Raw genomic sequence first — 25378 nt, forward strand, 5'->3', positions numbered from 1 at the left:
GGGGGACGAGGCGGGGGCCCGGCCGGGTCACCGCCACCGCGTGGCGCAGGCGGCCGTGCGGGCGCCGCGTGATCGCCCTCGGCGCGCTGGACGGGCGCGACAGGTGGCTGGGCCCGCGTTGCCGGAGGCTGTGCGCGGTCCGGGCGGCGCGGCCCGGGACCGCCCGGCGGTACGGGACGCTGCGGCGGACCGGGTTGAGCCGGGGTCGCGCCGGTGGTGTGCGGTCCAGGCCCGCTCCTCGGGGGCGGGCCTGGGGGCCGGCCGCCGGGTGCCGCCGCTGGGCGGGCTGTCCGGCCGCTCGGCGGAGCAGCAGGACCGGGAGCCTCCGGTCTCGGTCCGGGATCGGCGCCCTGGCGCGGCGGCGGACCCGCGGGACGGGTCGGCCGGTCAGGCGGCGGCTGGGCCGGTCCCGGCGAAGCGTGCCGGCCCGTTTCGCTCGGTTGGCGCCGCGCCGTGCGTTCGCTGTCCACTCGATCGACCAGATCCTGCACCGTCAGTGGTGCCTGGTCTGCCGGCGGCTCGGGTTGCCGTTGCCGCCGAGCCCCTCGTGCGTCGTCCATTTCGGGGGGCTCTGCCGTGGGATAGCGCTCCCACGGTGCGCGACCTCCGGGCCGTGGTGAACGCCCGTTCCGATCGTCACCCACCAATGAACCTCGCTCTTTCGCAACTCGCTGCCGCCGCAGCCGTGCTCGAAAGGCTGTGGCGGGATTCCGCAATGATAACGATTTCGCCACTGAGGGCCACTCGGACATCTCGAGTGGGTGGGCGGCGAGGGTGATGCTGGAAGGTTGCCTGGAGCTATGGTTTCACGCGCCGAGCGGTGATTTCGGCTACCTGTGCTTCGGCGTGTCGAGCGTGTCGAACCGATCAGCCGCCGCTGTGCATCACATCGGCCGCGGCCGGGACGGTTCGGTCGTCAGGATCGTCGAGCCAGCCGTGCGGCAGCGCGACCTTGCCCGGTGAACCCTGTCGGCCGCGCGGGCCCTCGGCGTCCTCGGGGAAAGGAACCGCGGGATCGAGCTGCGCGATCAGGCCGTCGAGTTCGGCGAGCGAGGAGACCGTCGCGAAACTGCGGCGCAGATCGGCGCCGAGTGGGAAACCCATGAAGTACCAGGCCATATGCTTACGCAGATCGCGCATGCCCTTGTCTTCGCCGTGATGTTCGGCGAGCAGCCCGGCGTGTCGCGCCAGGATCTTGCCCACTTCGCCCAGGTTCGGGGGAGTGGGGGCGGGCTCGCCGCGCAGGGCAGCGCTCAGTTCACCGAACAACCACGGCCGACCCAGGCAACCGCGGCCGACCACCACCCCGTCGCACCCGGTCTGCGCCATCATCGCCACGGCATCACCGGCACTGAAAATATCCCCGTTCCCCAGTACCGGGATGGTGGTCACCGCTTCCTTGAGTCGCGCGATGGCCGTCCAGTCCGCGGTGCCGGAGTAGCGCTGGGCGGCGGTGCGCGCGTGCAGGGCGACCGCCGCGGCGCCTTCGGCCTCGGCGATTCGCCCGGTATCGAGGTAGGTGCGATGGTCGTCGTCGATTCCGATACGGAACTTCATCGTCACCGGAACACCAGCGGGTTCGGCCGCCCGGACCATCTCGCGGACGATCGCGGCGAAGAGGTTCCGTTTGTACGGCAGGGCCGCGCCGCCGCCGAGCCGGGTCACCTTCGGGACCGGGCAGCCGAGGTTCATATCGATATGGTCGGCCCAGCCCTCACCGACGATGATGCGCACAGCCTCACCGAGCGTGGCCGGGTCCACCCCGTACAACTGCATGGAGCGTGGTGATTCGCCCTGGTCGAACGACATCATGTGCAGTGTTTTCTCGTTGCGTTCCACCACGGCGCGGGCGGTGATCATCTCGCAGACATAGATCGCCGTGGGACTGCCGAACTCACGGCAGAGTTTCCGGAACGCCAGGTTCGTGATCCCCGCCATCGGGGCGAGTACCACCGGCGGGTCGACCGGGTAGGGGCCGATCCGCAAACCTGTCTCCTGTTCCAACTCTGCCTGCACGAGAATCCATTTTCCCTGCTGCCGGGTACGGCGTCACTATCGGGTGTCTCACCGGGGCCGTGCCGGCGCGGTCCCTGGTCCGGATCGGGGGCTTCCGGAACGCCCCGGGTGGGTGCCGGTCGATTCCGTCGTGGCCACCGTTAGCCTCTTGGAGAGTGAATCGCCCGGTGTTCACGGCCCGACCCAGGCCCGCGACCACGAGGGATACGCGGTCCGGCCTTACCCGCCGGCCGCGAATCGCACCGCCGGAGGCGATCCGACCGAATCCCGCATCGCCCGAGACGACGTCACCGAACACAACGGGTGCGACCGGTGAACGAACAGTTCCGGTGGCGGACACCGATAACAGACCGTTTCCCGCGCAGCCCGGGCCCGATCCGACCGGGGGCGAACGAAAGAGGACGACGAAACCATGGCCGACCAGACCGAAGACTCCGGCAGCAAGCCGAGCGCAGCCGGTACGACCGATTCCCCGGCACCGAAGGCAGTGCAGCAGAGTGCCGCCGAACGGCCGGGCACGGTGTCGATCCAGGTATCCAGCCTGGTCCGCGGGGCATTGATCGCCGTGCTCGCCGTAGTGGCACTCGTGTTCGCGGTGCTGTACGTCACTGCGCGCGCCGACCTGGCCGACCGCGACGAACGCGCAGCCGACGACCGCCACGCCGAACAACTGGCCACCGAATACGCGGTGGGTGCGGCCACGGTGAACTTCCAGGATCTCGACGCCTGGATCACTGCGCTGAAGAAGAACACCACCCCGCAGCTGGCCGGTAAGTTCGACGACACCGCGCCGAAACTGGAGCGGATCCTGGTTCCGCTCCAGTGGACCTCCACGGCGACCCCGATCACCGCGAAAGTCATGTCGGTGCAGGACGGCGTCTTCAAAGTGAATGTTTTCGTCAACGTGACCTCGACCAACGCGCAGAACCCGGACGGCACCCAGACGACGGTCACCTACACCGTGACCCTGGACGAGAACGCGGGCTGGCAGATCACCGACGTGGGCGGAGTGGACGGCGCCCTGCCCACGAATTAGCAGGCCGGCCGGACGTGAAACAACGTAACCGCCGGGACATCCCGGCGGTTACGTAGGTTTCGTGCTGCTCTTGTGGTCGTCCTCAGCTGCTGGCCGAGGCGAGGGTCTTCTCCCGCTTGGCGGCCTCGCGGGCGAGCATCCGGTCGCGCTGTTCCTCGAATTTGTCGACGTCCTTGGACAGTTTGTCGAGGAAATTGCCCAGCCGTTCCCGGGTTTCCTCACCGCGAGCGGTGAAATCGGTACGGCCGAAGATATCCCATTTCTTGAGGACAGGCTGAACGACCTCTTCGAGATGCTGGCGCAGATCGTAGATTCCGTGCTTGGCCATCAGGACGCCGTTGCGCCGGAAATTGGGCATACCGGCCCCCGGCATCTGGAAGTTCTCCAGAATCAGGGTGATCGCGTCGAGTGCCTGGTCCGGGCAGAGGTCCAGAGCCGCGCCGCACATATTGCGGTAGAAGATCATGTGCAGGTTCTCGTCGGCCGCGATGCGCTGCAGCATCCGGTCGGCGATGGCGTCGTCGCAGACTTTGCCGGTGTTGCGGTGCGAGACGCGGGTGGCCAGTTCCTGGAAGGTCACATAGGCGACCGAGTGCAGGAATCCGGCGTCGGCCTCGGCGGGGGAGGCGAAGCCGTTGGTCATATGGACCATCCGGGCCTGCTCGAGTGCCACCGGGTCCACGCCGCGCGTGACCACCAGGTAGTCACGCATGACGATGCCGTGCCGGTTCTCCTCGGCGGTCCAGCGCCCGACCCAGGTGCCCCAGGCGCCGTCCTGGGAGAAATTCTCGGCGATTTCCCGGTGGTAGGAAGGCAGGTTGTCCTCGGTGAGGAGGTTGGTGATCATGGCCGCCTTCGCGACCTCGCTGAGCTTGGATTGTTCGGGGTCCCAGTCCACACCGCCGAGTGCGGCGAAGTTGCGACCCTCGTCCCACGGGACGTAGTCGTGCGGATGCCACTCTTTAGCCAAGGAGAGGTGCCGGTTGACGTTCTGCTCGGCAACCGGCTCCAACTCTGTGAGCAGCTCGAGTTGAGTCAGATCCCTTGCCATGTGATCAAGCCCTTCATATGTTGCGTTGGTGCGGGTCACCTGATGTAGACCGTTGCCGATGCGGCCATACCTTACGGCACCGTAGGTGTGATGCGAAACGCATCCAGCGGACAAAGAGTCACGGTGAGGTACGGCGTCTGCCATCGGCCGTCACAGCGAGTGTATGGCCCGAAGCGCGGTTATGGGCATATCGACGGCCTTCCCATTTGCGTTAGCGGGCGTGGGAAACAGCACATCCCGGGTCGTGGCGGCTCACGGTCGATTTCGGTCACAGTTCCCGGGGCCCGAACCTGGTGGAAGTCACAGCCGGGCGGCCGTGCCGGAACGAGAAACGGGCTCCCGGTGATGAGCCGGGAGCCCGAGGTGTGCCCCCACCAGGGCTCGAACCTGGGACCTGCGGATTAAAAGTCCGTAGCTCTACCAACTGAGCTATAGGGGCGCGGGCGATAGTGTACTGGGAAGACGGTGCGAGGGCGTAATCGGGTGGTTACGCTGGTGCTTTGTGTCACTCGGTGCGGGCGCCCGGAGCACGCCGCCGCCGGTCGCCGGTAGTCCCGGGTGTGACGTCGGGCGAGGTGGCACGGTTGCGTGGCCGGTTCCCGGCCGCTCAGCGACCCAGAACCATACCACTGGGTATCGAAACACGGTACCTCTGGCATTGTTGATACAACGGGTAGCACGATACGATCCAAATATGTTGGATACCAATGCCTTTGGATCGGTAAAGGCAGAATTCTCGCAAAAGTGGGGTTTCGGGACGAGTTTCCCGCAGTGTCGGCGGTCCGCGATCGCCCCTGGGCGAGGCGGTATGCACCGAGGGACGGGAGCGGCCGGCTGAACTCCGGTCCGAACCCGCCCCGGCGGGCGAACATCCGGTGCGGCCCGGTTCGATTCGTTCGGCCATTCGAGATCGGGCGAGCCATGTTGTGTTCGCAAAATCCCGTTCGCGAAATCGTAGACGGCTCTATCGGTTTACCGCGTGTCGGTACCCGAATCCGAGTACCGTGACGATTCAGCGAATTCGGGGTGTCACTTGGGTCGACGCTGCGGGAGGCGGATCGGGGACGAGGCAGAGCGCAACGGAGTTGCCCGGATGCGCACCCCCTGCGGCGCACCCGGGCGTTCAAATTATACCAGCCGGTGTGTTTCTTCTTCGGGCTGGGTTCCGTACCGAAAGTTCTATACAGGTCATAAAACCGACCGAAGGTCGGATACAACAGGATACGTTCGCGACGTCGGCCCGCTCGTCGAAAGCAGCTGATCGGTCGCGGGCATTCCGCAGGTGGAAATTCCGGCGGATGCACAAGGCTTCGGAGGCGTTTCGAGCATGGCACGGCAGCAAGAGCGGGCCCGTCGGACAAGGGCGGCAATTATCCGGTCCGCCGCCGTTGAGTTCGGGAAGAGCGGCTATGCCGCGGCTTCGCTCAACCGTATTTTGGAAGGATCGCGAGCGACCAAGGGCGCCATGTACTTCCATTTCGACTCGAAAGAGGATCTGGCGCGGGCCGTACTCGAATCGGCCGTAGAGCGATACAGCCGGACGATCGATCGCTGGCTCATTCGTGTGGAACTGGGTCCGCTCGATATTTTGCACGGGATCTTCGACGAGGTGGCGCTGCGCCTCGAACACGACATCATCGTGCAGGCGGAATTCCGCCTGGTCATCGATCCCGGGTTCGGTCAGCAGAACGGCGGCGGTTGCCGGATGCTCTCCTCGACCATCCGGAGCTTGGCTGTCGGAGCCGTCGATCAGGGTCAGCTGTTGCCGGACACCGATCTCGATCGCTTCACGCGCACACTTGCCGGCGCACTGATCGGCCAGCGCTATATCGTCGACGCCCACCCGGGTGGCCCGGATCTACGTACCCGGTTCCGGGAGGCGCTGGAGGTGGTGGTGCAGGCGAGTTGCACCGAGGAATGGGCAGCGAAGTTCCAGGAGCGGGGGTGGCGGGCGCAGGCACAGCTGGAGGAACTCGCTTCCCCGGGCTGACCAGCCGATTTGGGAATTGCGCGCACCCTGACATAAGCTATGCGAGCTCCCAACGGACAGCCGTTGAAAAGCCGGTCCGGAGAAATCCGGGACGAGCCCCCTTCGTCTAGCGGCCTAGGACGCCGCCCTTTCAAGGCGGTAGCGCGGGTTCGAATCCCGTAGGGGGTACGACCTATGAAAGTAGGTTGCACAGAGCAAGGCCCTGTGGCGCAGTTGGTTAGCGCGCCGCCCTGTCACGGCGGAGGTCGCGGGTTCGAGTCCCGTCAGGGTCGCCAGTGGATGTCGGAGCGATTCGCCATCCATCGGATGGCATTCGTTCCGGGTGCCTGCGGCCAGGTAGCTCAGTTGGTACGAGCGTTCGCCTGAAAAGCGAAAGGTCGCCGGTTCGATCCCGGCCCTGGCCACAATCAACCCCCCGACCGCAACGGTCCGGGGGTTTTGTTCGTCCTGGCCCCGGATGGATGGAATGCTGGGGTCATGGCCGAACGGTGGTACTACTGCTTGAAGCATCAGCGGGCCGAGCGTGGACGTCAGTGCTGGTTCCGCGACCGGATGGGTCCATATCCGGATCGCGCCACCGCCGAGCGCGCGCTCGAGATCGTGCGGCAGCGCAACGCCGCACAGGACGCGGCGGACCGGGAGTGGCGCGACGGGCGGTGAAATGGCCCGGTTACGAACGGCCGGTCCACCCGGGAAGCGGCCGGTATGACCGGTGCGCTGCAGCTGCGGGTACGCGGTTGGGCTACCGTTCACTGGTAATACGTAGCGACGCTCGCGGCTCATGGTTCGGCTGACGGGCGAGACCAGGAGGGCGACCCTTGAGGGTTACCGTTGTTGTGCCGACCTACAACGAGCGGGACAATCTGCCGGTTGCGGTGGAACGGCTGACTGCGCTGCCCGTGCCCGATCTGCACGTACTGGTAGTCGACGACAACTCCCCGGACGGTACCGGTGAGGTGGCCGACAAACTGGCCGCGGATCTGCCGAACGTGGTTTCGGTACTGCACCGCACCGAGAAGGACGGCCTCGGGCGCGCCTATATAGCGGGAATCACCCAGGCACTCGACGAGGGCGCCGATGTGGTGATCCAGATGGACGCGGATCTGTCCCATCCCGCCGAGGTGATCCCGGCCATGCTGGAAGAACTGCGCCGGCCCGGTATCGGGGTGGTGCTGGGTTCGCGCTACGTTCCCGGCGGCTCGACCGCCGCGGAGTGGAAGTGGTACCGCAAGGCGCTCTCGGCATGGGCGAACTTCTATGTCAACGCCATCCTGCGACTCGGTATCAAGGACGCCACCGCCGGTTTCAAGGCCTGGCAGGCCGATACGCTGCGGGCGATCGAAATCGAGTCCATCCGCAGCAACGGCTATTCGTTCCAGGTGGAGATGAACTACCGGACCAAGAAACAGGGCATCGACATTGCCGAAGTGCCGATCCGCTTCGAGGAGCGGACGTTGGGCGCCTCCAAGATGAGCCTGGCAGTACAGCTGGAATCGGCGCTCATGCCGTGGAAGCTGCTGTTGGGCCGGTCGCTCTAACCGGCTGCAGAAGGCCAGTCGCGGAGGGTATCGAGATAGCGCTGCCGGACCGCCGCGACCTCGCGACCCAGGTCCGCAGGATCCCAGCCGGTGCTGTCGACCGGCGGCAGAATCGCGATATCGACCGTGCCCGGGCGAGCGATCATGGAATCGCGTCGGCCGATATCGGCGGCATTGCGGATCACCACCGGGATCACCGGTACGCCTGCCTGCGCGGCTATATGGAACGCACCCTTCTTGAACCGGCCTGGTTGCGGGGTGTAGGAGCGGGTGCCTTCCGGGGCGATCGCTATCGACAGGCCGTCGCGGAGCGTGTGCACCACCGGCGCCAGCGAGGCCTTGGCACGGTCGGTATTCGAGCGGTCGATGAACGTCACCCCCACGAACCGCATGAGCGGACCGAAAACCGGATGCCGGATGAGTTCTTTCTTCCCGACGCCCGTCACGCCCGCACCCAGCACTGCCGGAACGATGAGGACATCGAACTGGCTCTGATGGTTGAACAGGAACACCGCCGGCCGCGGCTGCCGGGCGTATTCGGCGCCGGTGACCCGCAGTCTGATCCCACACAGCCGTAACGGCCAGCCTGCGCCGTAGCGCATCAGTGCGTCGGCCATGGTGCGGCGGTCGCGGGTATGTGCCTTGCTCAGCACCCCGAACAGTGCGCCGCCGAGCAGCGCCGCGAAGCCGAGGACGGTGCGCAGCCGGTCCGCAACGGTGGGGGAGGTCCGGGCGGCGACGACCGGCCGGGTCCAGCCGTGGTCGGCCGCCGCGGCGGCGAGGGTGGAATCCGGCGCTATCGGGACCGGTGTCCCCACACTCGACAGCAGTGGGAGATCGGTGGCGCTACCGGTATAGGCGTAGGAACGCCGGAGGTCGATGTCGTGGCCGGCGGCGAAATCGGCCACCATCGCGGCCTTGTCCGGGCCGTAGGGCAGGGCACCGTCGAGCCCGCCGGTGAAACGGCCCGCCGCCACGGTAGGCCGGGCGCCGAGCACATGGCCGACCTCGAGTGCCGTGGCCAGGGGATACAGCTGGTACTCGGTGACCGTGCCGGTCAGCGCCACGGTGTGCCCGGCCGCGAGATGTTCCCGCACGAGTCGCCAGGCCTCCGGGTACACCCGGTCGTACCAGCCGCGTTCGAACACCCGCTCACTCTGTGCATCCAGTTCGCCGGGGGTCTTCCCGGCGGCGTGTCCGGCGAGACGTTCGAGCAGATCTGGCCCGGAACTGTCGCCGCTGTGACGCAACTGTTCGAACAGCAGACCGGCCGTCGCGGAATCGGGGTCGCGGAACCGGCGGATCGTCGCTGTGCGCAGATCCGCGACCGCCGACAGATCGAAAAACGCGCCGATATCCGGGCCTTGCGGACCCGAACGGATCGCCGCGACCATCGCATCCAGCCCCCCGGATCCGCCCGTCTCCGTGGCGGCGGCCCCGCTGATACTCATCGGGTCCGCCCCTCGGTGCGGTTGGACGGGTCGAGCGCGGCGGCCTGCGATATACGAATGCCGATTGTGCGCAGCCGGGCGGCGAAATCGCTCCGGGCCGCCACCAGTGCGGTCACGGATTTCTCCGAATCCGGATCGGCGGCCTCGACGAGTCCGTAATTCGTGGCCAATTTCAGTGCACTCCCGAAAAGTTCGGTGGATACCGATTCCGTGCTGTGCAGGCGTTTCTGCAGCAGCATCTGTTTACCGACCGATACGCATTCGGCGATGAACTCCTTGCGGTCGATTTCCACCGTCGGTTCCCGATCGGCCAGCCGCTCGGCCACAACCAATTGCGCGTCGAAAAAGGAACGCAGTACCCGGTGGGCCATCATGAAACCGCTACCGGTGAGCGCCGCCAGGATCTCACTGCCGAGCGTATTGCGGGGGCGCGTCCGCCAGGCCGGGTCCACCAGTAGCATTTCCGCGGTGATCCGCTCGGCGAATTCGGCACGGTCGGGGAAGAAGAATTCGAACTTCAGCAGATCCCGCAGCCGATACGCCTCCGCCCAGCCGAAACCCAGGGCATCGGCGTCCGGCCCGACGGCGCCGGCCACCGGCTCGTCGGGGGCCGCCTCGACCGCGGCCAGGATCGCCAGTTCCAGGATTGCCCGGTCGACGAACCAATGGACCGCGCTGTTGCGGTAAAATGCGGCCTCGAGATGAGCGCCGGGTTCGATCGCATACACCGGTTCCACTCCGCCCCGATAGATCGTGACCACCTTCGCCAGCGACAGCTGCTCCAGCACGACGACCAGACTCTGTTCGTCACGTAGCTTCGCGACCTCACCGCGTGGCAGGTCGCGTTTGCCGATGTAGTCCATGACCGGATTGAGGACTTCGCAGACCTCGGCCAGCGTGAGCGCGCGGTCGTGCACACCGAGAAGCGCCAGGGTGACCAGCGCGTTGGCGGTGATCGGGGTGACCGCGTTGATCCCGACGGCCACATCGAAGGCGAGCCGCTGCACCGCGCGGCGTTCTCGTTCGCCGATATGTTCGCCGAGGGTGTCGAGTTCGGCCCTGCCCGGGCCCTCGCCGGTATCGGTACGGTGCAGCGGGATCGTGATCGGCGGTTCGGTGAGCGGATCGCCGTGCGTGGCCAGCCGGTCGCGTGCCGAGATCGGGTCGCCGAAGCGGACGTACACATGACCCGCCGAATGCTGCTGGTTGCGCACATAGCGGGCGAGCCAGGCAATGCCTTCGGGCTTCTTCCGGCCGCCCACCTGTTCGTCGGCGATGGCGCCGAGTTCGTTGAGCCGCTCGTAGGTGATCGATACCGGCACCAGCAGTGCGTCGGCGACCCGGTCGCGACGTACGGCCGCGGCCAGATAGTTCAGCAGACCGTAACGGGGCGGACGGAGCTTTCCGGTGCGGGTGCGCCCGCCCTCGAAGTACCACTCCAGGTTGAAGCGGCGGGCGAGCAGATATCCGAAGTATTCCTCGACAACCGCCTGGTAGACGGTATCGCCGGCGAAACTGCGGCGGATGAATATGGTGCCGGTGCGCCGCGCGATCGGGCCCATCGGCCAGAACCGCAGATTCGCCCCGCCGACGACGTGATTGGGCGGGAAATCGTTGCGCGCCAGTACATCGCCGAGAACGAAGGCATCCACGTACGACCGGTGTGACGGCAGGAATACCAGCGGATACCGCCGGTTGAGATCGCGCAGCGCGGCGAGGCCGGACTCGTCGCAGTCCACCTTCCAGGTGGACGCGTGCACCGGCCGCATGGCCTGGGTGAACAGGTCCGAAACGGTGCGGCTCTGCGCGGCGACCAGTTCGTTGAGGGCTTTCTCGGCACGCCGCGCCACCTCCTGTGGGTCGGTGCCGGTCTCGTCGGCGATACGTTCCAGCCGCCGTAGGAAGTCCGGGGAGTCCATGATCTCCTCGGCCACCAGCCGCGGCACCTTGTAGCGGTCGCCGATGACGGTGCGTTCCGCCCGTTCCAGCGCGACCACCGCGGCCCGGACCACGGCGCGCGCGAAAGGTTCGGCGCTACCGATGTGGTGTAGCGCTGCCGCTTCCGGATGGTTCGCGCGCAATCGGTTGAGCCGGGCGGGGGCGCCGGTGAGCACCAGATGCCGGTCCGGGGCCCGGCCGACCAGCCGTCGTTGCGCAAGGCGGTTGGGCCGGCGTGGGTTGGTGAGCAGGGCGAGATCGCCGAAGGTCACCCGGCGGACGCCGTCGCGTTCGGGCGGTAGCCACAGCACCCGCACGGGCACCACCAGTGGATCGTCGGTACGGCCGGTGAGCCGGTCGGCCACCGCGGCGGCATCGAGATCGAGCTGGGTGACGGGCGCTTCTACGCCGAGTTCGGCGGTCAGGCCGCCCTCGGCGATCCACCGGCCGACCAGTTCACGTTCGGTGCCGGAGGACGAATCCACCAGCGCTACCACCGATTCCGGCGGATCGTCGGCCGGCGACGGTGCGCCGCTGAGGTTCTCGATCATGGTGTGGGATCCTCTGCGTCCGATCGGTGGGCTCGCGGCTGCCGGGTGTCCGCGGTGGTCGGTGCGCGGCTCGTTCGCCGGGGAGCCGGTCACCGGCGGCAGTGGAATTCGAAATTACTCCATGCGACCACTATGGACGGCTCGCGCGCCGTACGGGGCAGTTTGCCCGAGCTGTCACACGCTCGGCTCGCAACAGCGATTTCCCGCTGTGGCCATCGGGTGAGTGATCGTTCCGGAGGCCGGCCGGCTGGGCACAAGGTGTCCGCGCTCGTTCGAGATGGCAGCCGCGCGGTATCACGCAGCGATCGTTGTGGCCGGTCCGGCCCAACTGCGGCCGGGTAACTCCCGGAGCGCCGCAACGGCGGGAATTCCACCGACACGCTGCGTGCCGGTGGTAGCGGGGAAGTTTGCGATATGCCTCATCTGGGGACAGGGACTCGAAGTTGTGTGCGGCGCGTTCTGGTCCCTCAATAGGTTAGGCAACCCTATCTAGTTTGGGAAGGGGTGGGTCGGTTTCGGACGCGTGCGCGCGTATTCGCAGCGGGTACCGGCGGTCCGGGCCGGCGTCGCGCCGCGCGCCGGGTGTGTGGGGGCCATCCGGATTAGACTCGCCACATGAGTGGTTGGGGCGTCGGGGATATCCCCGATCAGCAGGGCCGGACCGTGATCGTGACCGGCGCTAACAGCGGTTTGGGCGCGGTCGCCGCCCGTGCCCTGGCCGGTGCCGGGGCGCAGGTGATCCTGGCCTGCCGGGACGTGGACAAGGGCCGGTCCGTCGCAGCCGAGATCGGGGAGCGCGCGCAGGTCCGGCGGCTGGACCTGGCCGATCTGTCCTCGATCCGCGAGTTCGCGGCGGGGGTCGACGCTGCGCACGTCCTGATCAACAATGCGGGGGTGATGGCGGTACCGCTGCGCCGCACCGCCGACGGGTTCGAAATGCAGATCGGCACCAATCATCTCGGGCATTTCGCGCTGACCGGCCTGCTGCTGGGCAAGATCGGCGAACGGGTCGTCACGGTCTCCAGTGGTGCCCACACCATCGGCGCCATCGATATCAACGACCTGAACTGGGAGCGCCGCCCCTACAAGCGCTGGTCCGCCTACGGTCAATCGAAACTGGCGAATCTGCTCTTCACCTTCGAGCTGCAGCGCCGGCTCAGTGCGGCCGGTTCGGCGAAACTGGCCGTCGCGGCCCATCCGGGTTACGCCGCCACCGGTCTGCAATCGCATACCGAATCCCTCCTGGACAAGGTCATGGCCGTCGGGAACAGACTGGCCGCGCAGAGTGCCGAAATGGGTGCGCTACCGGAGCTTTTCGCCGCCACCGCGCCGGTTGAACCCGGTGGCTACTACGGGCCGACCGGACTGGGTGGAACGCGCGGATACCCGGGTCCCTCCGGCTGCTCTCAGCGGGCCAGGGACGAGCTCACCGCCCGCTCGCTTTGGGACCTCTCCGAACGGCTGACCGGGGTGAAGTTCGACTTCACCGGCTGACGCTTCGCGCGGCCGGGCCGCCGGGAAAAGAATATTCAACGCGGGATGTCACACCTCGAGTACGCGCGTCGTCTACCTCATGAGACCGCAACTCGAAAGGAACTCGATATGGAACCCCGCATCGATCTCTTCGCCAACAAAGTCACCGCGAGCTACAGCAAGCGCCTGATCACCGCCGCAAAGGTGGTGGACGATTCCGGTCTGCCCAAGGCCGTCCACGAGCTGGTGAAGATCCGGGTCAGCCAGCTCAACGGCTGCTCATTCTGTGTGGATATGCACACCAAGGACGCCGCCCACGCCGGTGAATCCCCGGTCCGGATCAATCTGGTCGCCGCCTGGCGGGAAGCGACGGTTTTCACCGAGCCCGAGCGGGCCGCCCTCGAACTCGCCGAGGCGGCCACCAGGCTGGCCGACGGGGGCGGGATCGGCGAGGACACCTGGCAGCGGGTGCGCAAACACTACGACGACGAGCAGATCGGTGGGCTGATCGCCGCCATCGCGACGATCAACGCCTGGAACCGCATGAACGCCATCGCCCACACTCCGGCCGGTAATTACGAGCCCGGGCAGTTCTGAGTCACACCGGGGCGGAATTGTGTCGAGTGTCACTTTCGTTCACCCGATTCTGCCCCGGGCAGACCTCCGCGGTTCACCGCCTGGTAGCCTGGCAAATCGTGCAGCGCGTGTATTTCTGGTTTAGCAAGCCGGCCCGGGGCGGGTCGGTCTGCGGCAACCACGCGCGCTGACCAGTACACCCCGAGCCGGATGACGACCGGCTCGACGGGGATTTCTTTTCCGTGGGTCGGCCTGAACGAGAAGGACACCACCCACGATGACCATCGCAGTCGATATCGATGCCGACCATTGCGATCTGGACGATCAGCGAACCCTGAGCGTGAGCCCGCTGCGTTCCCCCGCGGAGGTACGCCGGGTCCACGCCATTACCGATGAACACGCGGCCACGGTGCGCGCCGGCCGCCGCGGCACCGTCGATGTACTCGACGGCGCCGACGACCGCCTCATGGTGATCGTCGGACCGTGCTCGGTGCACGACCCCGCGGCCGCCCTGGACTACGCCCGCCGGCTGGCCGCCGTGCAGGAGACCCTGTCCGACCGGTTGCACCTGGTCATGCGCGTGTACTTCGAGAAGCCGCGCACGACCCTGGGCTGGAAGGGTCTGATCAACGATCCCCATCTCAACGGCAGCTTCGACGTCAACACCGGACTGGGTATCGGCCGCCAGTTACTTCTCGATATCACCGCCGTGGGCCTGCCGGTGGCCTGTGAATTCCTCGACCCCATCACCCCGCAGTACATCTCCGATCTGGTGTCCTACGGCGCCATCGGCGCCCGCACCGCGGCCAGCCAGGTACACCGGCAGCTCAGCAGCGCGCTGTCCATGCCGGTCGGTATCAAGAACGGCACCGACGGTGACGTGCAGGTCGCGGTGGACGGGGTCCGGGCGGCCGCGGCCAGCCACGTCTTCCCCGGCACCGATCTCGACGGCCGGTCCGCGCTCATCCAGACCGCGGGGAACGAGGACTGCCACGTGATCCTGCGCGGCGGCTCCAACGGCACCAACTACGACGCCACCTCGGTCGCCGATGCGTGCGCGCGGCTGGAGAAGTCCAAGCTGCCGCAGCGGATCGTGGTCGATGCCAGCCACGGCAACAGCAACAAGGACCACAAACGCCAGCCGATCGTGGTCGCCGATATCGCCGAGCGGATCGCCGCGGGCGAGCGGAGCGTGGTCGGTGTGATGCTGGAGAGCTTCCTCGTCGCCGGCCGCCAGGACCTCACGCTCGGCCGGGCCGACGATCTCACCTACGGTCAGTCGATCACCGACGCCTGCATGGACTGGGACACCACCGCCGCCCAGCTGGACCGGCTGGCCGAGGCAGTTCGCCTGCGCCGGGAGCTCTGAGCAGCCGGTAATCTGCCCCCGCGGTGCCGCGTGCGGGACAGGGGTCCGGGGCGCGACGCTTCGTTTGTGGTCCATGTGCGGTGGGCCGGTAGCTCGTCCGCGGGCACGGTCCGCCGTTTGTGGCCGGCGGGCCCGGTTCACACCCCGGCGGGCCATCCGCCGGCCGGGCCGGGCGGATCGGTGTTCAAGTGGGCGGCCACCCAGTGGTCGCGGCGGGTACCGCGATGATCGCTGCCGAGCCGGGCCAGCCCTTCGTAACGGAACCCGTGTTTGCGCGCGACCGCGGCCGAAGCGTGGTTTCCGACGTAGGCCCGCCAGTGGATGCGGATCAGGCCCATACCTGCCGGATCGAAGCCGAAGTCGCAGGCCAGTGTGACCGCCCGGGAAATGATGCCCTTCCTGCGGTGTTCCGGGTGCAGCCAGAAGCCGATTTCGGCGGCGGTTTCGTCGCGCGGCCGGGTGCCCAGGCTCACAGTGCCGAGTAGACGGCCCCGCTCGGCGGTCCGGACGGCCCAGATCGGACTGCGCGCCGCCCAGCCTTCGGCAACAGTGGTTCCGATGAACTCCTCGGCGTCGGCACGGTCGTAGGGGGACGGGATCGTGATCCATTCGGCGATCGCCGGATCCTGGCAGGCCTCGACGATGGCATCGATATCGTCGGTGTCCGGCCGGTCGAGCCATACCGTGCCGTCGCTCAGCGTCTGTTGCTCCACCTGCCCGATGTTCCCATCGCGGCGGTGCCCGCGGCATCCGGTTTCCGGGTGCCGTGCGAACCGGATGTCCGGCTCTCCGTAGAATTCGGGCGGTGGTAGCCGCGCTTCTCGCCGACCAGTTCGAATCCCATCGCGGGCATCTGCTGGCGGTGGCCTACCGGATGACCGGCAGCGTGTCCGATGCCGAGGATGCGGTGCAGGAGAGCTGGCTGCGTTTGGCCGGTGCGTCGCAATCCCAGATCGAAGATCTGCGAGCCTGGTTGACCACGGTGGTCTCCCGGCTCTGTCTGGACCGGTTGCGCAGCGCCGTGGTCCGGCGGGAGAACTATGTGGGGCAGTGGCTTCCGGAACCCGTGGTGACACCGGTCGCCGGAGCCGGCGATTCCGATCCGCTGGCCACGGTGGTGTTGCGGCAGGAGTTCCGGCTGGCGGCACTGGTGGTGCTGGACCAGCTCACGCCGCCGCAACGGGTCGCGTTCGTACTCCACGAAGGGTTGGGGGTGCCCTACGGCGAGATAGCCACGATTCTGGACATCACCGCGGAGGCGGCGCGGCAGTTGGCGGCACGCGCACGTAAGGCGGTCCGGGAGCAGACACCGCAACCCGTCACCGACGGGGAGCACGAGGCGGCGGTGCAGAAGCTGCTGGTCGCGCTCAACACCGGTGACGCCCAGGCGGTGGCGGCCGTCCTGCATCCGGGCGCGGTGATGATCGGCGATTCCGGCGGCACCACGCCGACCGCGCGCAATGTGATCATCGGACCGGACAAGGTGGCCCGCCTGTTCTTCGGTCTCATCCGCCGCTACGGCCTGGACGGGGCCGACCAGGATTTCCTGGCGACCGGGGTGGAATTCGTCCGGGTCAACGGTCAGCTGGGGGCGCTCGTCAAGGCGCATCCGGGAGACGAAACCCATCCGGGTTTTCCCGCTCGGGTCATGGGTTTCACCGTTGTGGACGGTCTCATCCAGGGCACCTACGATATCGCCAACCCGGCGAAGCTCAGCGGCATCCGGTTGCGCTGATCCACCGCCTGCCGGTGCGATGGGCCGCTGCCGTCCGGAACAGTTCGTGCGACCCCGGCGCGGTCCGGCTCAGGCCGGTACCGGCCGACTCCGGTCGGTGAGCAGCAGCACCGCCATACCACCCAGCACCGAGCCCATCAGAAATCGCTGTACCCGGAGCCACAGCCGCCGCCCCGCCAGGAAACGGCTCACCGTGGCGGCCGTGCACACGATCAGCGCGTTCACCGCCAGCGCCACCGCGATCTGCACCCCACCCAGGCACAGGCTCTGCAACCACACCGGACCCGCCGCCGGAGCGACGAACTGCGGGATCAACGCCAGGTACATCACCGCGATCTTCGGGTTGAGCAGGTTGGTCACCAAACCCATGGTGAAAAGCCGGCCGGCCCGGTCGCGGGGGAGAGCGGCGGGCGCGAAGACCGAGGTCCCGCCCGGCCGCAGCGTCTGCCAGGCCAGCCACAGCAGATAAGCGGCGCCGGCGATCTTCAGCGTCGTGTACAGCTCGGGGACCAGCGCGAACACCGCCGTGATTCCTGTGGCTGCCGCGGTCAGATACACCGCGAAACCCGCGGCGACACCGGCCAGTGAGATCAGTCCGGCGCCGCGGCCCTGCGATATCGTGCGCGAGACCAGATACATCATGTTCGGGCCGGGCGTGAGCACCAACCCGAGCGCCGCTACCGCGACACCGGCCGCCGCCGAGATTTCGATCATTCAGTGATACTCGCGAGGATTCGCGGTCTTGTCTCGGTCCAGTCGGCACCTACTGGCCGGGGCGCACATCGCGTTCGTTCCCGGCGAGACGCCGTATGTGCCGTGCTGATCGAGTCGTCGCCCACCAGCCATGAGGTGCGGTTCTCGCCCCGTTCGCAAGTCCGGCGAATGCTCTGGATCTTCGCCGGTAGGGTCCGGCGGGGGCACCGTCTGCGTCCGCCTCGGCGCGCTGTCTGCTTCGTCACCCGGCGTTGTCGGTGGCTTCGGGGACAATGGGCAGAAGTCGAGGTGAGGAGGGCCCCGTGGCGGATGGGCCGCTGATCGTACAAAGCGATAAAACAGTGCTGCTGGAGGTCGATCACGAGCTCGCGGATGTGGCCCGGCAGGCGATCGCCCCGTTCGCCGAGCTGGAGCGGGCGCCCGAGCATGTGCACACCTATCGCATCACCCCGCTGGCCCTGTGGAACGCGCGTGCCGCGGGGCACGACGCGGAGCAGGTGGTGGATGCGCTGGTCAGCCATTCCCGGTACCCGGTTCCGCAGCCGCTGCTGGTCGATATCGTCGATACGATGGCCCGCTACGGGCGGTTGCAGCTGGTCAAACATCCCGCGCACGGGCTCACACTGGTGAGCCTGGATCCGGCGGTGCTGGCCGAGGTGCTCCGGCACAAGAAGATCGCCCCGATGCTCGGGGACCGCCTCGACGACGACACGGTGGCCGTACATCCGTCCGAACGCGGGCACATCAAACAGCAGTTGCTCAAGATCGGGTGGCCGGCGGAGGACCTGGCCGGCTACGTCGACGGCGAGGCCCACCCCATCGATCTCGATTACCACGGCAACGGCTGGCACTTGCGCGACTACCAGGAGATGGCCGCCGATTCGTTCTGGGCCGGCGGCTCCGGCGTGGTGGTGCTGCCCTGCGGTGCCGGGAAGACAATGGTCGGCGCGGCCGCCATGGCGCGGGCCAAGGCCACCACCCTGATCCTGGTCACCAATACCGTCGCCGGCCGGCAATGGCGGCGCGAACTGATCGCGCGAACCTCGCTCACCGATGAGGAGATCGGCGAATACTCGGGCGAGCGTAAGGAGATCCGGCCGGTAACCATCGCCACCTACCAGGTGATCACCCGTAAATCGAAGGGCGAGTACAAGCATCTCGAACTCTTCGACAGCCGCGATTGGGGCCTGGTCATCTACGACGAGGTCCATCTGCTGCCCGCCCCGGTGTTCCGGATGACGGCCGATCTGCAGTCGCGGCGCCGGCTGGGTCTCACCGCGACCCTGGTCCGCGAGGACGGTCGCGAAGGCGATGTGTTCTCGCTGATCGGGCCGAAACGCTACGACGCGCCGTGGAAGGATATCGAGGCCCAGGGCTGGATCGCGCCGGCCGAATGTATCGAGGTGAGGGTCACCCTCACCGATGCCGAGCGGATGTCCTACGCCACCGCCGAACCGGAAGAACGCTACAAACTGTGCTCCACGGCGCACACCAAGATCGCGGTCGTGAAATCGATTCTCGATCGGCACCGCGACGCCCCGACCCTGGTGATCGGCGCCTACCTGGACCAGCTCGACGAACTGGGCGCCGCACTGGACGCTCCGGTGATCCAGGGGTCCACGAAGAACAAGGAACGGGAGGCACTGTTCGAAGCGTTCCGCCGCGGGGAGATCCCTGTTCTCGTGGTGAGCAAGGTCGCGAACTTCTCCATCGACCTACCGGAAGCCTCGGTGGCGGTGCAGGTTTCGGGAACATTCGGTTCCCGTCAGGAGGAGGCCCAGCGGCTGGGCCGGTTGCTGCGGCCCAAACAGGACGGCGGCCAAGCGCATTTCTATTCCGTCGTGGCGCGCGACACCCTCGACGCGGATTACGCGGCACATCGGCAACGTTTCCTCGCCGAACAGGGATATGCCTATCGGATAACCGATGCCGATGATCTGCTGGGTCCCGCGTTCGGGGCCAGCGACCAGTAAGGTCCCGCGGATTCGACCGACTGTGTAAGGGGTGGCGAGATGCGGCACTTCGACTTCGCGGTGGACCGCCGGCATGTGCAGGCGGTCAACGAAGTGGTCGCAGGACGCCGCCGGCTGCGCCTGGCGGCATTGATCGCGGCCCTGGTCTGTGCGTGCGCCACCGCGTATCTGGTGCGGTTGGGTCACGCCTGGTCCTATCCTTTGGCCCTCGCCTGTGCGCTGGGCGCCGCGACCGCGCTGTGGGTGGCGTTATGGGCCCCACGCCGCACCGCTATCGCCCGGCTCTACGCCGACAGCGAGCTGATACCGGCGGTCGTCTCCGGATTCCATTCCCGCGGCGCGGTGCTGCTCGCGCTGGTCAATGTGGCGCGCCGGGATACCGGCGAGTCCCGGTACGCGCTGGTCACCAAAAAGGTGCGCGAATTACCCGGGCATCGGATCGCACCGGGTGAACGAGTGCCGGCGGTCGCGGTCCACGGCGACCGGACGGCGCATACGATCGGGGAACGCTGGCTCCCGGTCGATGCCATGCCGATCGCCTGGGGTACCTCGGACGGTGCCGTGATCGAGCGCGCCCGCGCGGCCATCGACGAGATCGAATGGCGGCTGCTCGCCGATAATCTCGCGTTGGCCGATCAGGTGCAGCGCAGTTCCACCAAACGCCTGCTGCTCGACCCGGGGCAGCTACCGGAGGGTCTCGGCACCTGACCTGCCGCGGGTTACACTCGCGCGCCCCGTATTCGGCGAAACCGGCAGCGCGTCGGGCGCCGCTTGCAACTATCGGGCGGATTCTGCGACTAACGTCGTCGAACGGGGTTGTCGCTGTGATCGCACGCCGAACCACGGAAGGTGGAAACCGCATGAAACTCACCCGCTGGCTGGTCGCCGGGGTGGTTGTGCTGTCGAGTTTGTCCCTGGCACCCGCGGCGGGGCACGCCCAGTCCGCGAATCTGGCCGGTGCGGACGGCCTGGGCGACCCCTACTTTCCGCAGGACGGCAACGGCGGGTACGACGTCGGGCACTACGAGGTCACGCTGGGATACGATCCGGCCGGCCACCAGCTCACCGGGTCCACGCGTATCGACGCGCATGCCACCCAGCCGCTCACCGCCTTCAACCTCGACTTCAACGGGCCACCGGTGAGCGCGGTCCGGGTGAACAACATGCCCGCCGGTTTCGTCCGGCAGGAACCGCACGAGCTGGTCGTCACCCCGGCCCTGCCGCTGTTGCCGGGACTGCCCTTCACCGTCACGGTCGAATACGCGGGTGTCGCCGCCGATACCGCAGGCGAAGGCTGGACCTACGCTCCCACCGGCGGCGCTTTCGCGGCGGGACAACCGCATTCGGCCGCGACCTGGTACCCGCTCAACGATTCGCCCCGCGACAAGGCCACCTTCACCCTGCACGCGACCGTACCGGCGGAATGGGAAGTGATGTCCGGCGGTGCCCGGGTGCGCGACGAGGTACGCGACGGATTCCGCACGGTGAGCTGGGAACAGCGGCACCCGGTGATCGGCTACCTGACCACCGTCGCCATCGACAAGTTCGAGTATCTGGAGCAGCGGCGCGCGAACGGTACACCGCTGCTGAGTGCCTTCGCTCCCGGCGCCGAGGACCTGCGCGCACACGAGCAGCGGTTGCCGGAGGTACTCGATTTCACCGAAAGCCTGTACGGTCCCTATCCGTTCGACAACGCGGGCGGTATCTATCTGTCCGCCCCGCTGCCGTTCTCGCTGGAAACGCAGACCCGGCCCGTCTACGCCGACTGGGCCGACCTGAACACGGTGGTGCACGAGGTGGCGCATCAGTGGTGGGGTGATTCGGTCTCGGTGTACAGCTGGTCCGATATCTGCCTGAACGAATGCCTCGCCAGCTATACCGCCGACTATCTGTGGGCAGAGCGGATGGAGGGCGTCGATGTGGACGCCGAATACCGGGACACCATCCGAAAGGTTATGGACAAGCCCAAATTCTGGGCGGTGCCGCTGCAGGATCCCGGGCCGGAGAAGATGTTCACCTCGGTGTACTACCGCGGCCCGCTGTTCCTGCACGCCCTGCGCAAACAGCTGGGTGATGCGGTGTTCTTCGGCGCCCTACGGGAATTCGTGACCGCGCACGCCTATGGTCACAGTTCGATGCCGGAGTTCCGTGCCTTCGTGCAATCGAAATCACCGGTCGACCTGACCGGGTTCTTCGATGCCTGGCTGCACGGCACCACCCCACCGCCGGACCAGTACCTCTATCCGGGCGATCTGCGCGGGTGACCGGCCGGCGGTCACTCCAGTAGGGCGACAGAGGAGATGCGGTGCAGGGTGAATTGCCGGACCGCCCCGGTGACCGCGTCCAGCGCCTCGAGCTGACCGTTGCCGACCCGCACCGGTTCGACCACCCGCTGGATCGCGGTGCCCTTCGCGTCGACGTAGCCGATATGTACCTGCCGATGCACCCGCGCGGCCAACTGCAACAGGGCCAGAGCGGCGGCTGTGCTGGTGCGGCTGCCGTCGCTGCGCACCGTTTTCCCGGATGTCGCCCCGGCGGCGCGCTCACCGGCCCGGAGTTCGGTGACCAGGAGTTCCAGCTGCTCCGTGGTCGGCGGAGCGGGCCGATACGGCTGACGGGCCAAGGGCCGCACATTGATCCGCGCCCCGCGCTGCCGCAGGTCCACTATCGCGCCGGAGGAGTCCTCACCGGCGGGCGCGAAACCCGCCGCCCGCAATTCCTCGAACAGTTCGCCCAACGGTGCCTGGGAGATCGCGACCGTCGGTGCGATCCCACGCAGCGCCAGCGTATCCGCCACCGGTGAGGCGAGTACCTGGGCCAGCAGCGCGGGATCCTCACTGCGGACGAACGATTGCGCCATCCCGGCGCGTAACCGGCCGTGCCGGCGCGCAACATCATCGACGAGGTAGGTCAGTGTCTGCGGAACGGGCGTGCGGGAATGCCGTTCGAACAGATGGTGCAGCTCCGCGGCGGTGAGCCCGGCATCGAGTGCCCGGCGCAGTGAGGATTCCGACAATCGGTAGACCGTCGCGGCCCCCGCCGATTCCACATCGGCGACCAGGGCGATGCGCTGTTGCAGTTCGGCGGTGAGCGGCCCCGGGGCCACCACCGTGAGATCCGCCTGGACCAGCACATGGTCGACAGGGTCGGGGAGCGCCGCCTCGAGGGCGGCTTCGGCAGCCGGTAGCGGTCCGGTGAGCAGGGCGCGCCCGGCGGCGGTGAGCGCGCCGCGGCCGACGAGACCGAGCGCGGCCGCTTCGCGCAGTGTGTTGTCCACGACCTGCCCGCGGTAGAGCCATCGCCTCCGGGGCGCGCGCCAGGCCAGCAGCCGACCGATATCGCCGGGCGCCAGGGCGGTCCCCGGAGGTTGTTCGGCGAGGGCTTCGAGGACGGTGCGGCGTTCCCGGACCGCGTAGGGCACCCGTAGTTCGTGTGCGAGTGCCGCCAGCGGTTTGTCGGCGGCATCGCGCAGGCCGATCATCCAGGGGTAGCGGTCCAGTTCCAGCCAGCTGTGGGCCAGCGGTACCCAGCGGCGCGCAGGCGGCGCCTCCAGCCACGAATCCGCGGCGGGGGTCGGCGCCCAGAATTCGTCGGCGTCGGCCTCCGGTGGTGGATCGGGGAAGCCCTTCTCGATCAGTTTCGCCGCCGCCAGCAACTCCACCAGCAACCCGGCGCGCGATTCCTCGATACCCGCGGCTCGGGCGATCCGGCGTATTTCCCTGACCCCGAGGCCACCGGCACGTAGCGCGGGGGCGGGCGCCTGGCCCAGTACCTCCACTATTGCGGCGCAATGGCGCAGGAGCTCGCCGACCTCACCGGCGCCCACACCGTCCACCTCGGCGAGGGCATGCACGGTGGCCACCGGCTCGGGCGGAGCGAGGTGGCGCGGATCGGTGACCGGTTCCCCCCGCAGCAACTGACCCACCGCGGGTGGCAGCTCCACCGTCTCGTCGTCGATCCGGCGCAGCAGGCGGCGGCCGAGCAGCCGGGGAACGGGGCGGTCGGCCGGGGCGTCGGGTGCCGCATCGCGGGTTCGTCCCCGCGGACCGGTTTCGGCCAGTTTGTCCAACAGAGCCCGTTCGGCGGGCGGCAGGTCGGCGAGTGTTGCGGCGATCTCCTGCTCGGCCGGGGTATCGGTATCGGTTCCACTACCCAGCGGCCACGGCAGTGCCTCGGCGGTGGCGGGTACGAGCCGGATGCGGTCGCCGGTGAACCAGATCAGTGCCCGGTCGGCCAGTTCGGTGAGCGCCGCGTCCACCGTCGCGGCCTTGGCACGGCCGCGCAGCGCGCGTTTCAACTCCGTACGTGTCGGTGGTTCGTTGCCGGCCGCGGTGTGCACGGCCAGCGCCTCCACTACCCCGAAAGCCGCTGTATCCAGATCGTCGGCGGCGCGCAGCACCGAAGCGCGCTGTTCGGCGCGGGCAGCGAGCACCGCCATCGAAGCGGGCAGTGGTACCGCGAGATCGGGTCGCCGCTCGAGCAGCGCCACCAGTTGGGCGTCGGAGCGGCCGCCGAGCCAGGCGGTATACGAGTCTGGGCCGGTCATCCGGTCCAGATTATGCCTATCCCCGCCGTCGCCGCCGACCTGTGTGCCGGAACCGGGGCGAGTCGGGCGACCCGTGCCCGCCGACAGCGGTTGTCGTGCGTGGCTGCCGGGCGGACATGCCAGAATGAGTGCGTGGTGAACAAATCGAAGAAACCCTACGTCGACAACGGCTGGCCCGAAGTGGCCGACGGCGAGCACGCCGTGACCGAGCTGTCGTCGGCACGTTCCGGTAACCTCTCGCCGTTCGGTGAGGACACCGAGTTCCCGGTGGCTGCCGAGCAGCTGCCGTACGTGCACCCGCATACGGTGATCAACCGCTGAGCGGGCGGACGAAAGAACCCCGTATCCGAAGATTCGGATACGGGGTTCTTTCGTAGCAGGGTGGTGCCGCTCAGTTCGGCAGCAGGCCCTTGTTGGTCTCGTAGAAGCCCAGCAGCGCGGGATCCAGCTGCGGGGTTCCGGCCTTGACCGCCTCGAACAGATCCAGCGCGGGCTGCGGAACCTGAACACCCTGCGCCTGAACGGCGGCGAGGGCGCGATCGACCGCGGTGTAGACCTCCTGGGTCTGCGTCTGGGCCGGGTTCTGCGCCTGCTGCGGGGCAGCGGGGGCGGCCGGCGTGCTCTGGTTCTGGGTCTGCACGGCCGGGGTATCGGAGGGTACTTCGCGGGGGGTCGAGCCGCTGCTCAGGCCCAGCGAGGAGGAGCAGGAAGGCCAGGCGCCCCAGCCCTGCGAGGCGAGGACCTTTTCTGCGACGGCGATCTGCTGTTCGCGGCTGGCCTGATTGGCGGTCGGCGCGTAGTCGCCACCGCCGTGTGCCTGCCAGGTGCTCTGCGAGAACTGCAGTCCGCCGTGATAGCCGTTGCCGGTGTTGATGCCCCAGTTACCACCGGCTTCGCACTGCGCGAGTCGATCCCAGTCGGAGTCGGGTGCCGCGCTGGCGTTACCGGCGAGGGCTGCACCCGCACCGCTCATCATGGCGCCGGTGACGGCAACCTTGGCGACAGTGCGACCGGTATTGGTGGGCTTGCGATGGCGTCCACTCATTCGGGTTCGTCTTCCTCTCGTACGCACCTGCGAGGGATTCGCTCGGGTCCAGGCTGAGAGGGTGCCCGTCCCGCCCTCGCCCCTGTCGTTTCCTTGGGGTCCGGTACCCGCGGGGCGAGGTTCGGTGCGGCGGGCCGGTGGGCCGGAGTGCCCGGCTGGGATAGACGGTACGACGGATCCGGCGAAAAATCACTTTTTGGTAACCGGCGTGTGCGGCAGGGTTGCGGAGCGGTCACAACTGGCTCTCGGTGACTATGCGCAGCTAGTGGGCTCGCGCCGACGGGCGCCAACTCCCCGCAATAGCCGTTATTATTCCGTTATGTGATTATCATCACACAGGAGTTTCGGGCGGCGATTCGCTCGGGTATCGAAAAGA

At 67.6% G+C, this 25378-nt stretch carries 20 protein-coding genes and 4 tRNA genes; 15 read left to right on the plus strand and 9 right to left on the minus strand.

Annotated elements, in window-relative coordinates:
• Nucleotides 1-867: 867 nt before the first annotated feature.
• Nucleotides 868-2016, minus strand: a complete 1149-nt coding sequence (gene dusB / locus QH195_RS27200; protein WP_280437506.1) for a tRNA dihydrouridine synthase DusB — start codon at nt 2014-2016, stop codon at nt 868-870.
• A 412-nt stretch (nt 2017-2428) separates the two neighbouring features.
• Here dusB and QH195_RS27205 point away from each other — a divergent pair, with 412 nt between their 5' ends.
• On the plus strand, nt 2429-3052 hold the full coding sequence (locus QH195_RS27205) for a hypothetical protein (RefSeq protein ID WP_280437507.1): 624 nt from the start codon (nt 2429-2431) through the stop codon (nt 3050-3052).
• Nucleotides 3053-3134: 82 nt separating this feature from the next.
• Here QH195_RS27205 and QH195_RS27210 read toward each other — a convergent pair whose 3' ends face one another.
• Complete coding sequence (locus QH195_RS27210; RefSeq protein WP_280422151.1) at nt 3135-4103, minus strand: acyl-ACP desaturase; 969 nt, start codon at nt 4101-4103, stop codon at nt 3135-3137.
• A 366-nt stretch (nt 4104-4469) separates the two neighbouring features.
• Nucleotides 4470-4542: transfer RNA gene (locus QH195_RS27215), tRNA-Lys, on the minus strand.
• Between the two features lie 888 nt (nt 4543-5430).
• Between QH195_RS27215 and QH195_RS27220 the strand changes: the two genes are divergently transcribed.
• The 6 genes from QH195_RS27220 (at nt 5431) to QH195_RS27245 (ending at nt 7631) form a co-directional block, all read left to right on the plus strand.
• A complete protein-coding gene (locus QH195_RS27220) occupies nt 5431-6093 on the plus strand; it encodes a TetR/AcrR family transcriptional regulator (RefSeq protein WP_280437508.1) in 663 nt (220 codons plus the stop codon).
• A 95-nt stretch (nt 6094-6188) separates the two neighbouring features.
• A tRNA-Glu gene (locus tag QH195_RS27225) sits at nt 6189-6261 on the plus strand.
• A 30-nt stretch (nt 6262-6291) separates the two neighbouring features.
• Nucleotides 6292-6368: transfer RNA gene (locus tag QH195_RS27230), tRNA-Asp, on the plus strand.
• 55 nt (nt 6369-6423) lie between these two features.
• Nucleotides 6424-6497: transfer RNA gene (locus QH195_RS27235), tRNA-Phe, on the plus strand.
• A 73-nt stretch (nt 6498-6570) separates the two neighbouring features.
• Entirely contained in the window at nt 6571-6753 is a 183-nt protein-coding gene (locus tag QH195_RS27240; protein ID WP_280424647.1) for a hypothetical protein, read from the plus strand.
• 158 nt (nt 6754-6911) lie between these two features.
• The gene (locus QH195_RS27245; protein WP_280437509.1) at nt 6912-7631 is read left to right on the plus strand and encodes a polyprenol monophosphomannose synthase; all 720 of its coding nucleotides are present in this window, start codon (nt 6912-6914) and stop codon (nt 7629-7631) included.
• On the opposite strand, the gene QH195_RS27250 is transcribed toward QH195_RS27245, so the two are convergent.
• Both QH195_RS27250 and QH195_RS27255 read right to left on the minus strand, forming a co-directional pair.
• The gene (locus QH195_RS27250; RefSeq protein ID WP_280437510.1) at nt 7628-9082 is read right to left on the minus strand and encodes a 1-acylglycerol-3-phosphate O-acyltransferase; all 1455 of its coding nucleotides are present in this window, start codon (nt 9080-9082) and stop codon (nt 7628-7630) included. The genes QH195_RS27245 and QH195_RS27250 overlap by 4 nt on opposite strands.
• Nucleotides 9079-11571, minus strand: a complete 2493-nt coding sequence (locus QH195_RS27255; protein ID WP_280437511.1) for a glycerol-3-phosphate 1-O-acyltransferase — start codon at nt 11569-11571, stop codon at nt 9079-9081. The genes QH195_RS27250 and QH195_RS27255 overlap by 4 nt, the downstream gene beginning before the upstream one ends.
• A gap of 615 nt (nt 11572-12186) precedes the next feature.
• Here QH195_RS27255 and QH195_RS27260 point away from each other — a divergent pair.
• From QH195_RS27260 to QH195_RS27270, 3 genes are all read left to right on the plus strand, one after another.
• Nucleotides 12187-13065: an oxidoreductase gene (locus QH195_RS27260; protein ID WP_280437512.1), complete on the plus strand. Its 879-nt coding sequence runs from the start codon at nt 12187-12189 to the stop codon at nt 13063-13065.
• A 108-nt stretch (nt 13066-13173) separates the two neighbouring features.
• A complete protein-coding gene (locus QH195_RS27265) occupies nt 13174-13641 on the plus strand; it encodes a carboxymuconolactone decarboxylase family protein (protein ID WP_280437513.1) in 468 nt (155 codons plus the stop codon).
• A 256-nt stretch (nt 13642-13897) separates the two neighbouring features.
• A complete protein-coding gene (locus tag QH195_RS27270) occupies nt 13898-14989 on the plus strand; it encodes a 3-deoxy-7-phosphoheptulonate synthase (RefSeq protein WP_280424653.1) in 1092 nt (363 codons plus the stop codon).
• A gap of 137 nt (nt 14990-15126) precedes the next feature.
• Here QH195_RS27270 and QH195_RS27275 read toward each other — a convergent pair whose 3' ends face one another.
• On the minus strand, nt 15127-15702 hold the full coding sequence (locus QH195_RS27275; protein WP_280437514.1) for a GNAT family N-acetyltransferase: 576 nt from the start codon (nt 15700-15702) through the stop codon (nt 15127-15129).
• Nucleotides 15703-15794: 92 nt separating this feature from the next.
• Here QH195_RS27275 and sigJ point away from each other — a divergent pair, with 92 nt between their 5' ends.
• Nucleotides 15795-16724 (plus strand): RNA polymerase sigma factor SigJ, encoded by a 930-nt coding sequence (gene sigJ / locus QH195_RS27280; RefSeq protein ID WP_280437515.1) that lies wholly within the window; start codon nt 15795-15797, stop codon nt 16722-16724.
• A 69-nt stretch (nt 16725-16793) separates the two neighbouring features.
• Here the strand turns inward: sigJ and QH195_RS27285 are convergent, their stop codons facing one another.
• Entirely contained in the window at nt 16794-17438 is a 645-nt protein-coding gene (locus tag QH195_RS27285) for a LysE family translocator (protein WP_280437516.1), read from the minus strand.
• A gap of 302 nt (nt 17439-17740) precedes the next feature.
• Here QH195_RS27285 and QH195_RS27290 point away from each other — a divergent pair, with 302 nt between their 5' ends.
• From QH195_RS27290 to QH195_RS27300, 3 genes are all read left to right on the plus strand, one after another.
• A complete protein-coding gene (locus tag QH195_RS27290) occupies nt 17741-19411 on the plus strand; it encodes a DNA repair helicase XPB (protein WP_280424657.1) in 1671 nt (556 codons plus the stop codon).
• A 39-nt stretch (nt 19412-19450) separates the two neighbouring features.
• On the plus strand, nt 19451-20119 hold the full coding sequence (locus QH195_RS27295) for a DUF3239 domain-containing protein (protein ID WP_280437517.1): 669 nt from the start codon (nt 19451-19453) through the stop codon (nt 20117-20119).
• A gap of 152 nt (nt 20120-20271) precedes the next feature.
• Nucleotides 20272-21675 carry a M1 family metallopeptidase gene (locus QH195_RS27300; protein ID WP_280424659.1) on the plus strand — a complete coding sequence of 468 codons (1404 nt, stop codon included), beginning with the start codon at nt 20272-20274 and terminating at the stop codon, nt 21673-21675.
• An 11-nt stretch (nt 21676-21686) separates the two neighbouring features.
• Here QH195_RS27300 and QH195_RS27305 read toward each other — a convergent pair whose 3' ends face one another.
• Nucleotides 21687-23957 (minus strand): helicase-associated domain-containing protein, encoded by a 2271-nt coding sequence (locus QH195_RS27305; protein ID WP_280437518.1) that lies wholly within the window; start codon nt 23955-23957, stop codon nt 21687-21689.
• Nucleotides 23958-24089: 132 nt separating this feature from the next.
• On the opposite strand from QH195_RS27305, the gene QH195_RS27310 reads away from it, so the two are divergent.
• A complete protein-coding gene (locus QH195_RS27310) occupies nt 24090-24278 on the plus strand; it encodes a hypothetical protein (protein ID WP_280437519.1) in 189 nt (62 codons plus the stop codon).
• Between the two features lie 70 nt (nt 24279-24348).
• Here QH195_RS27310 and QH195_RS27315 read toward each other — a convergent pair whose 3' ends face one another.
• Nucleotides 24349-25002 carry a transglycosylase family protein gene (locus QH195_RS27315; RefSeq protein WP_280424662.1) on the minus strand — a complete coding sequence of 218 codons (654 nt, stop codon included), beginning with the start codon at nt 25000-25002 and terminating at the stop codon, nt 24349-24351.
• Between the last annotated feature and the right edge of the window lie 376 nt (nt 25003-25378).

The sequence above is a fragment of the Nocardia carnea genome (genome assembly GCF_029868855.1).
Classification (GTDB): domain Bacteria; phylum Actinomycetota; class Actinomycetes; order Mycobacteriales; family Mycobacteriaceae; genus Nocardia; species Nocardia carnea_A.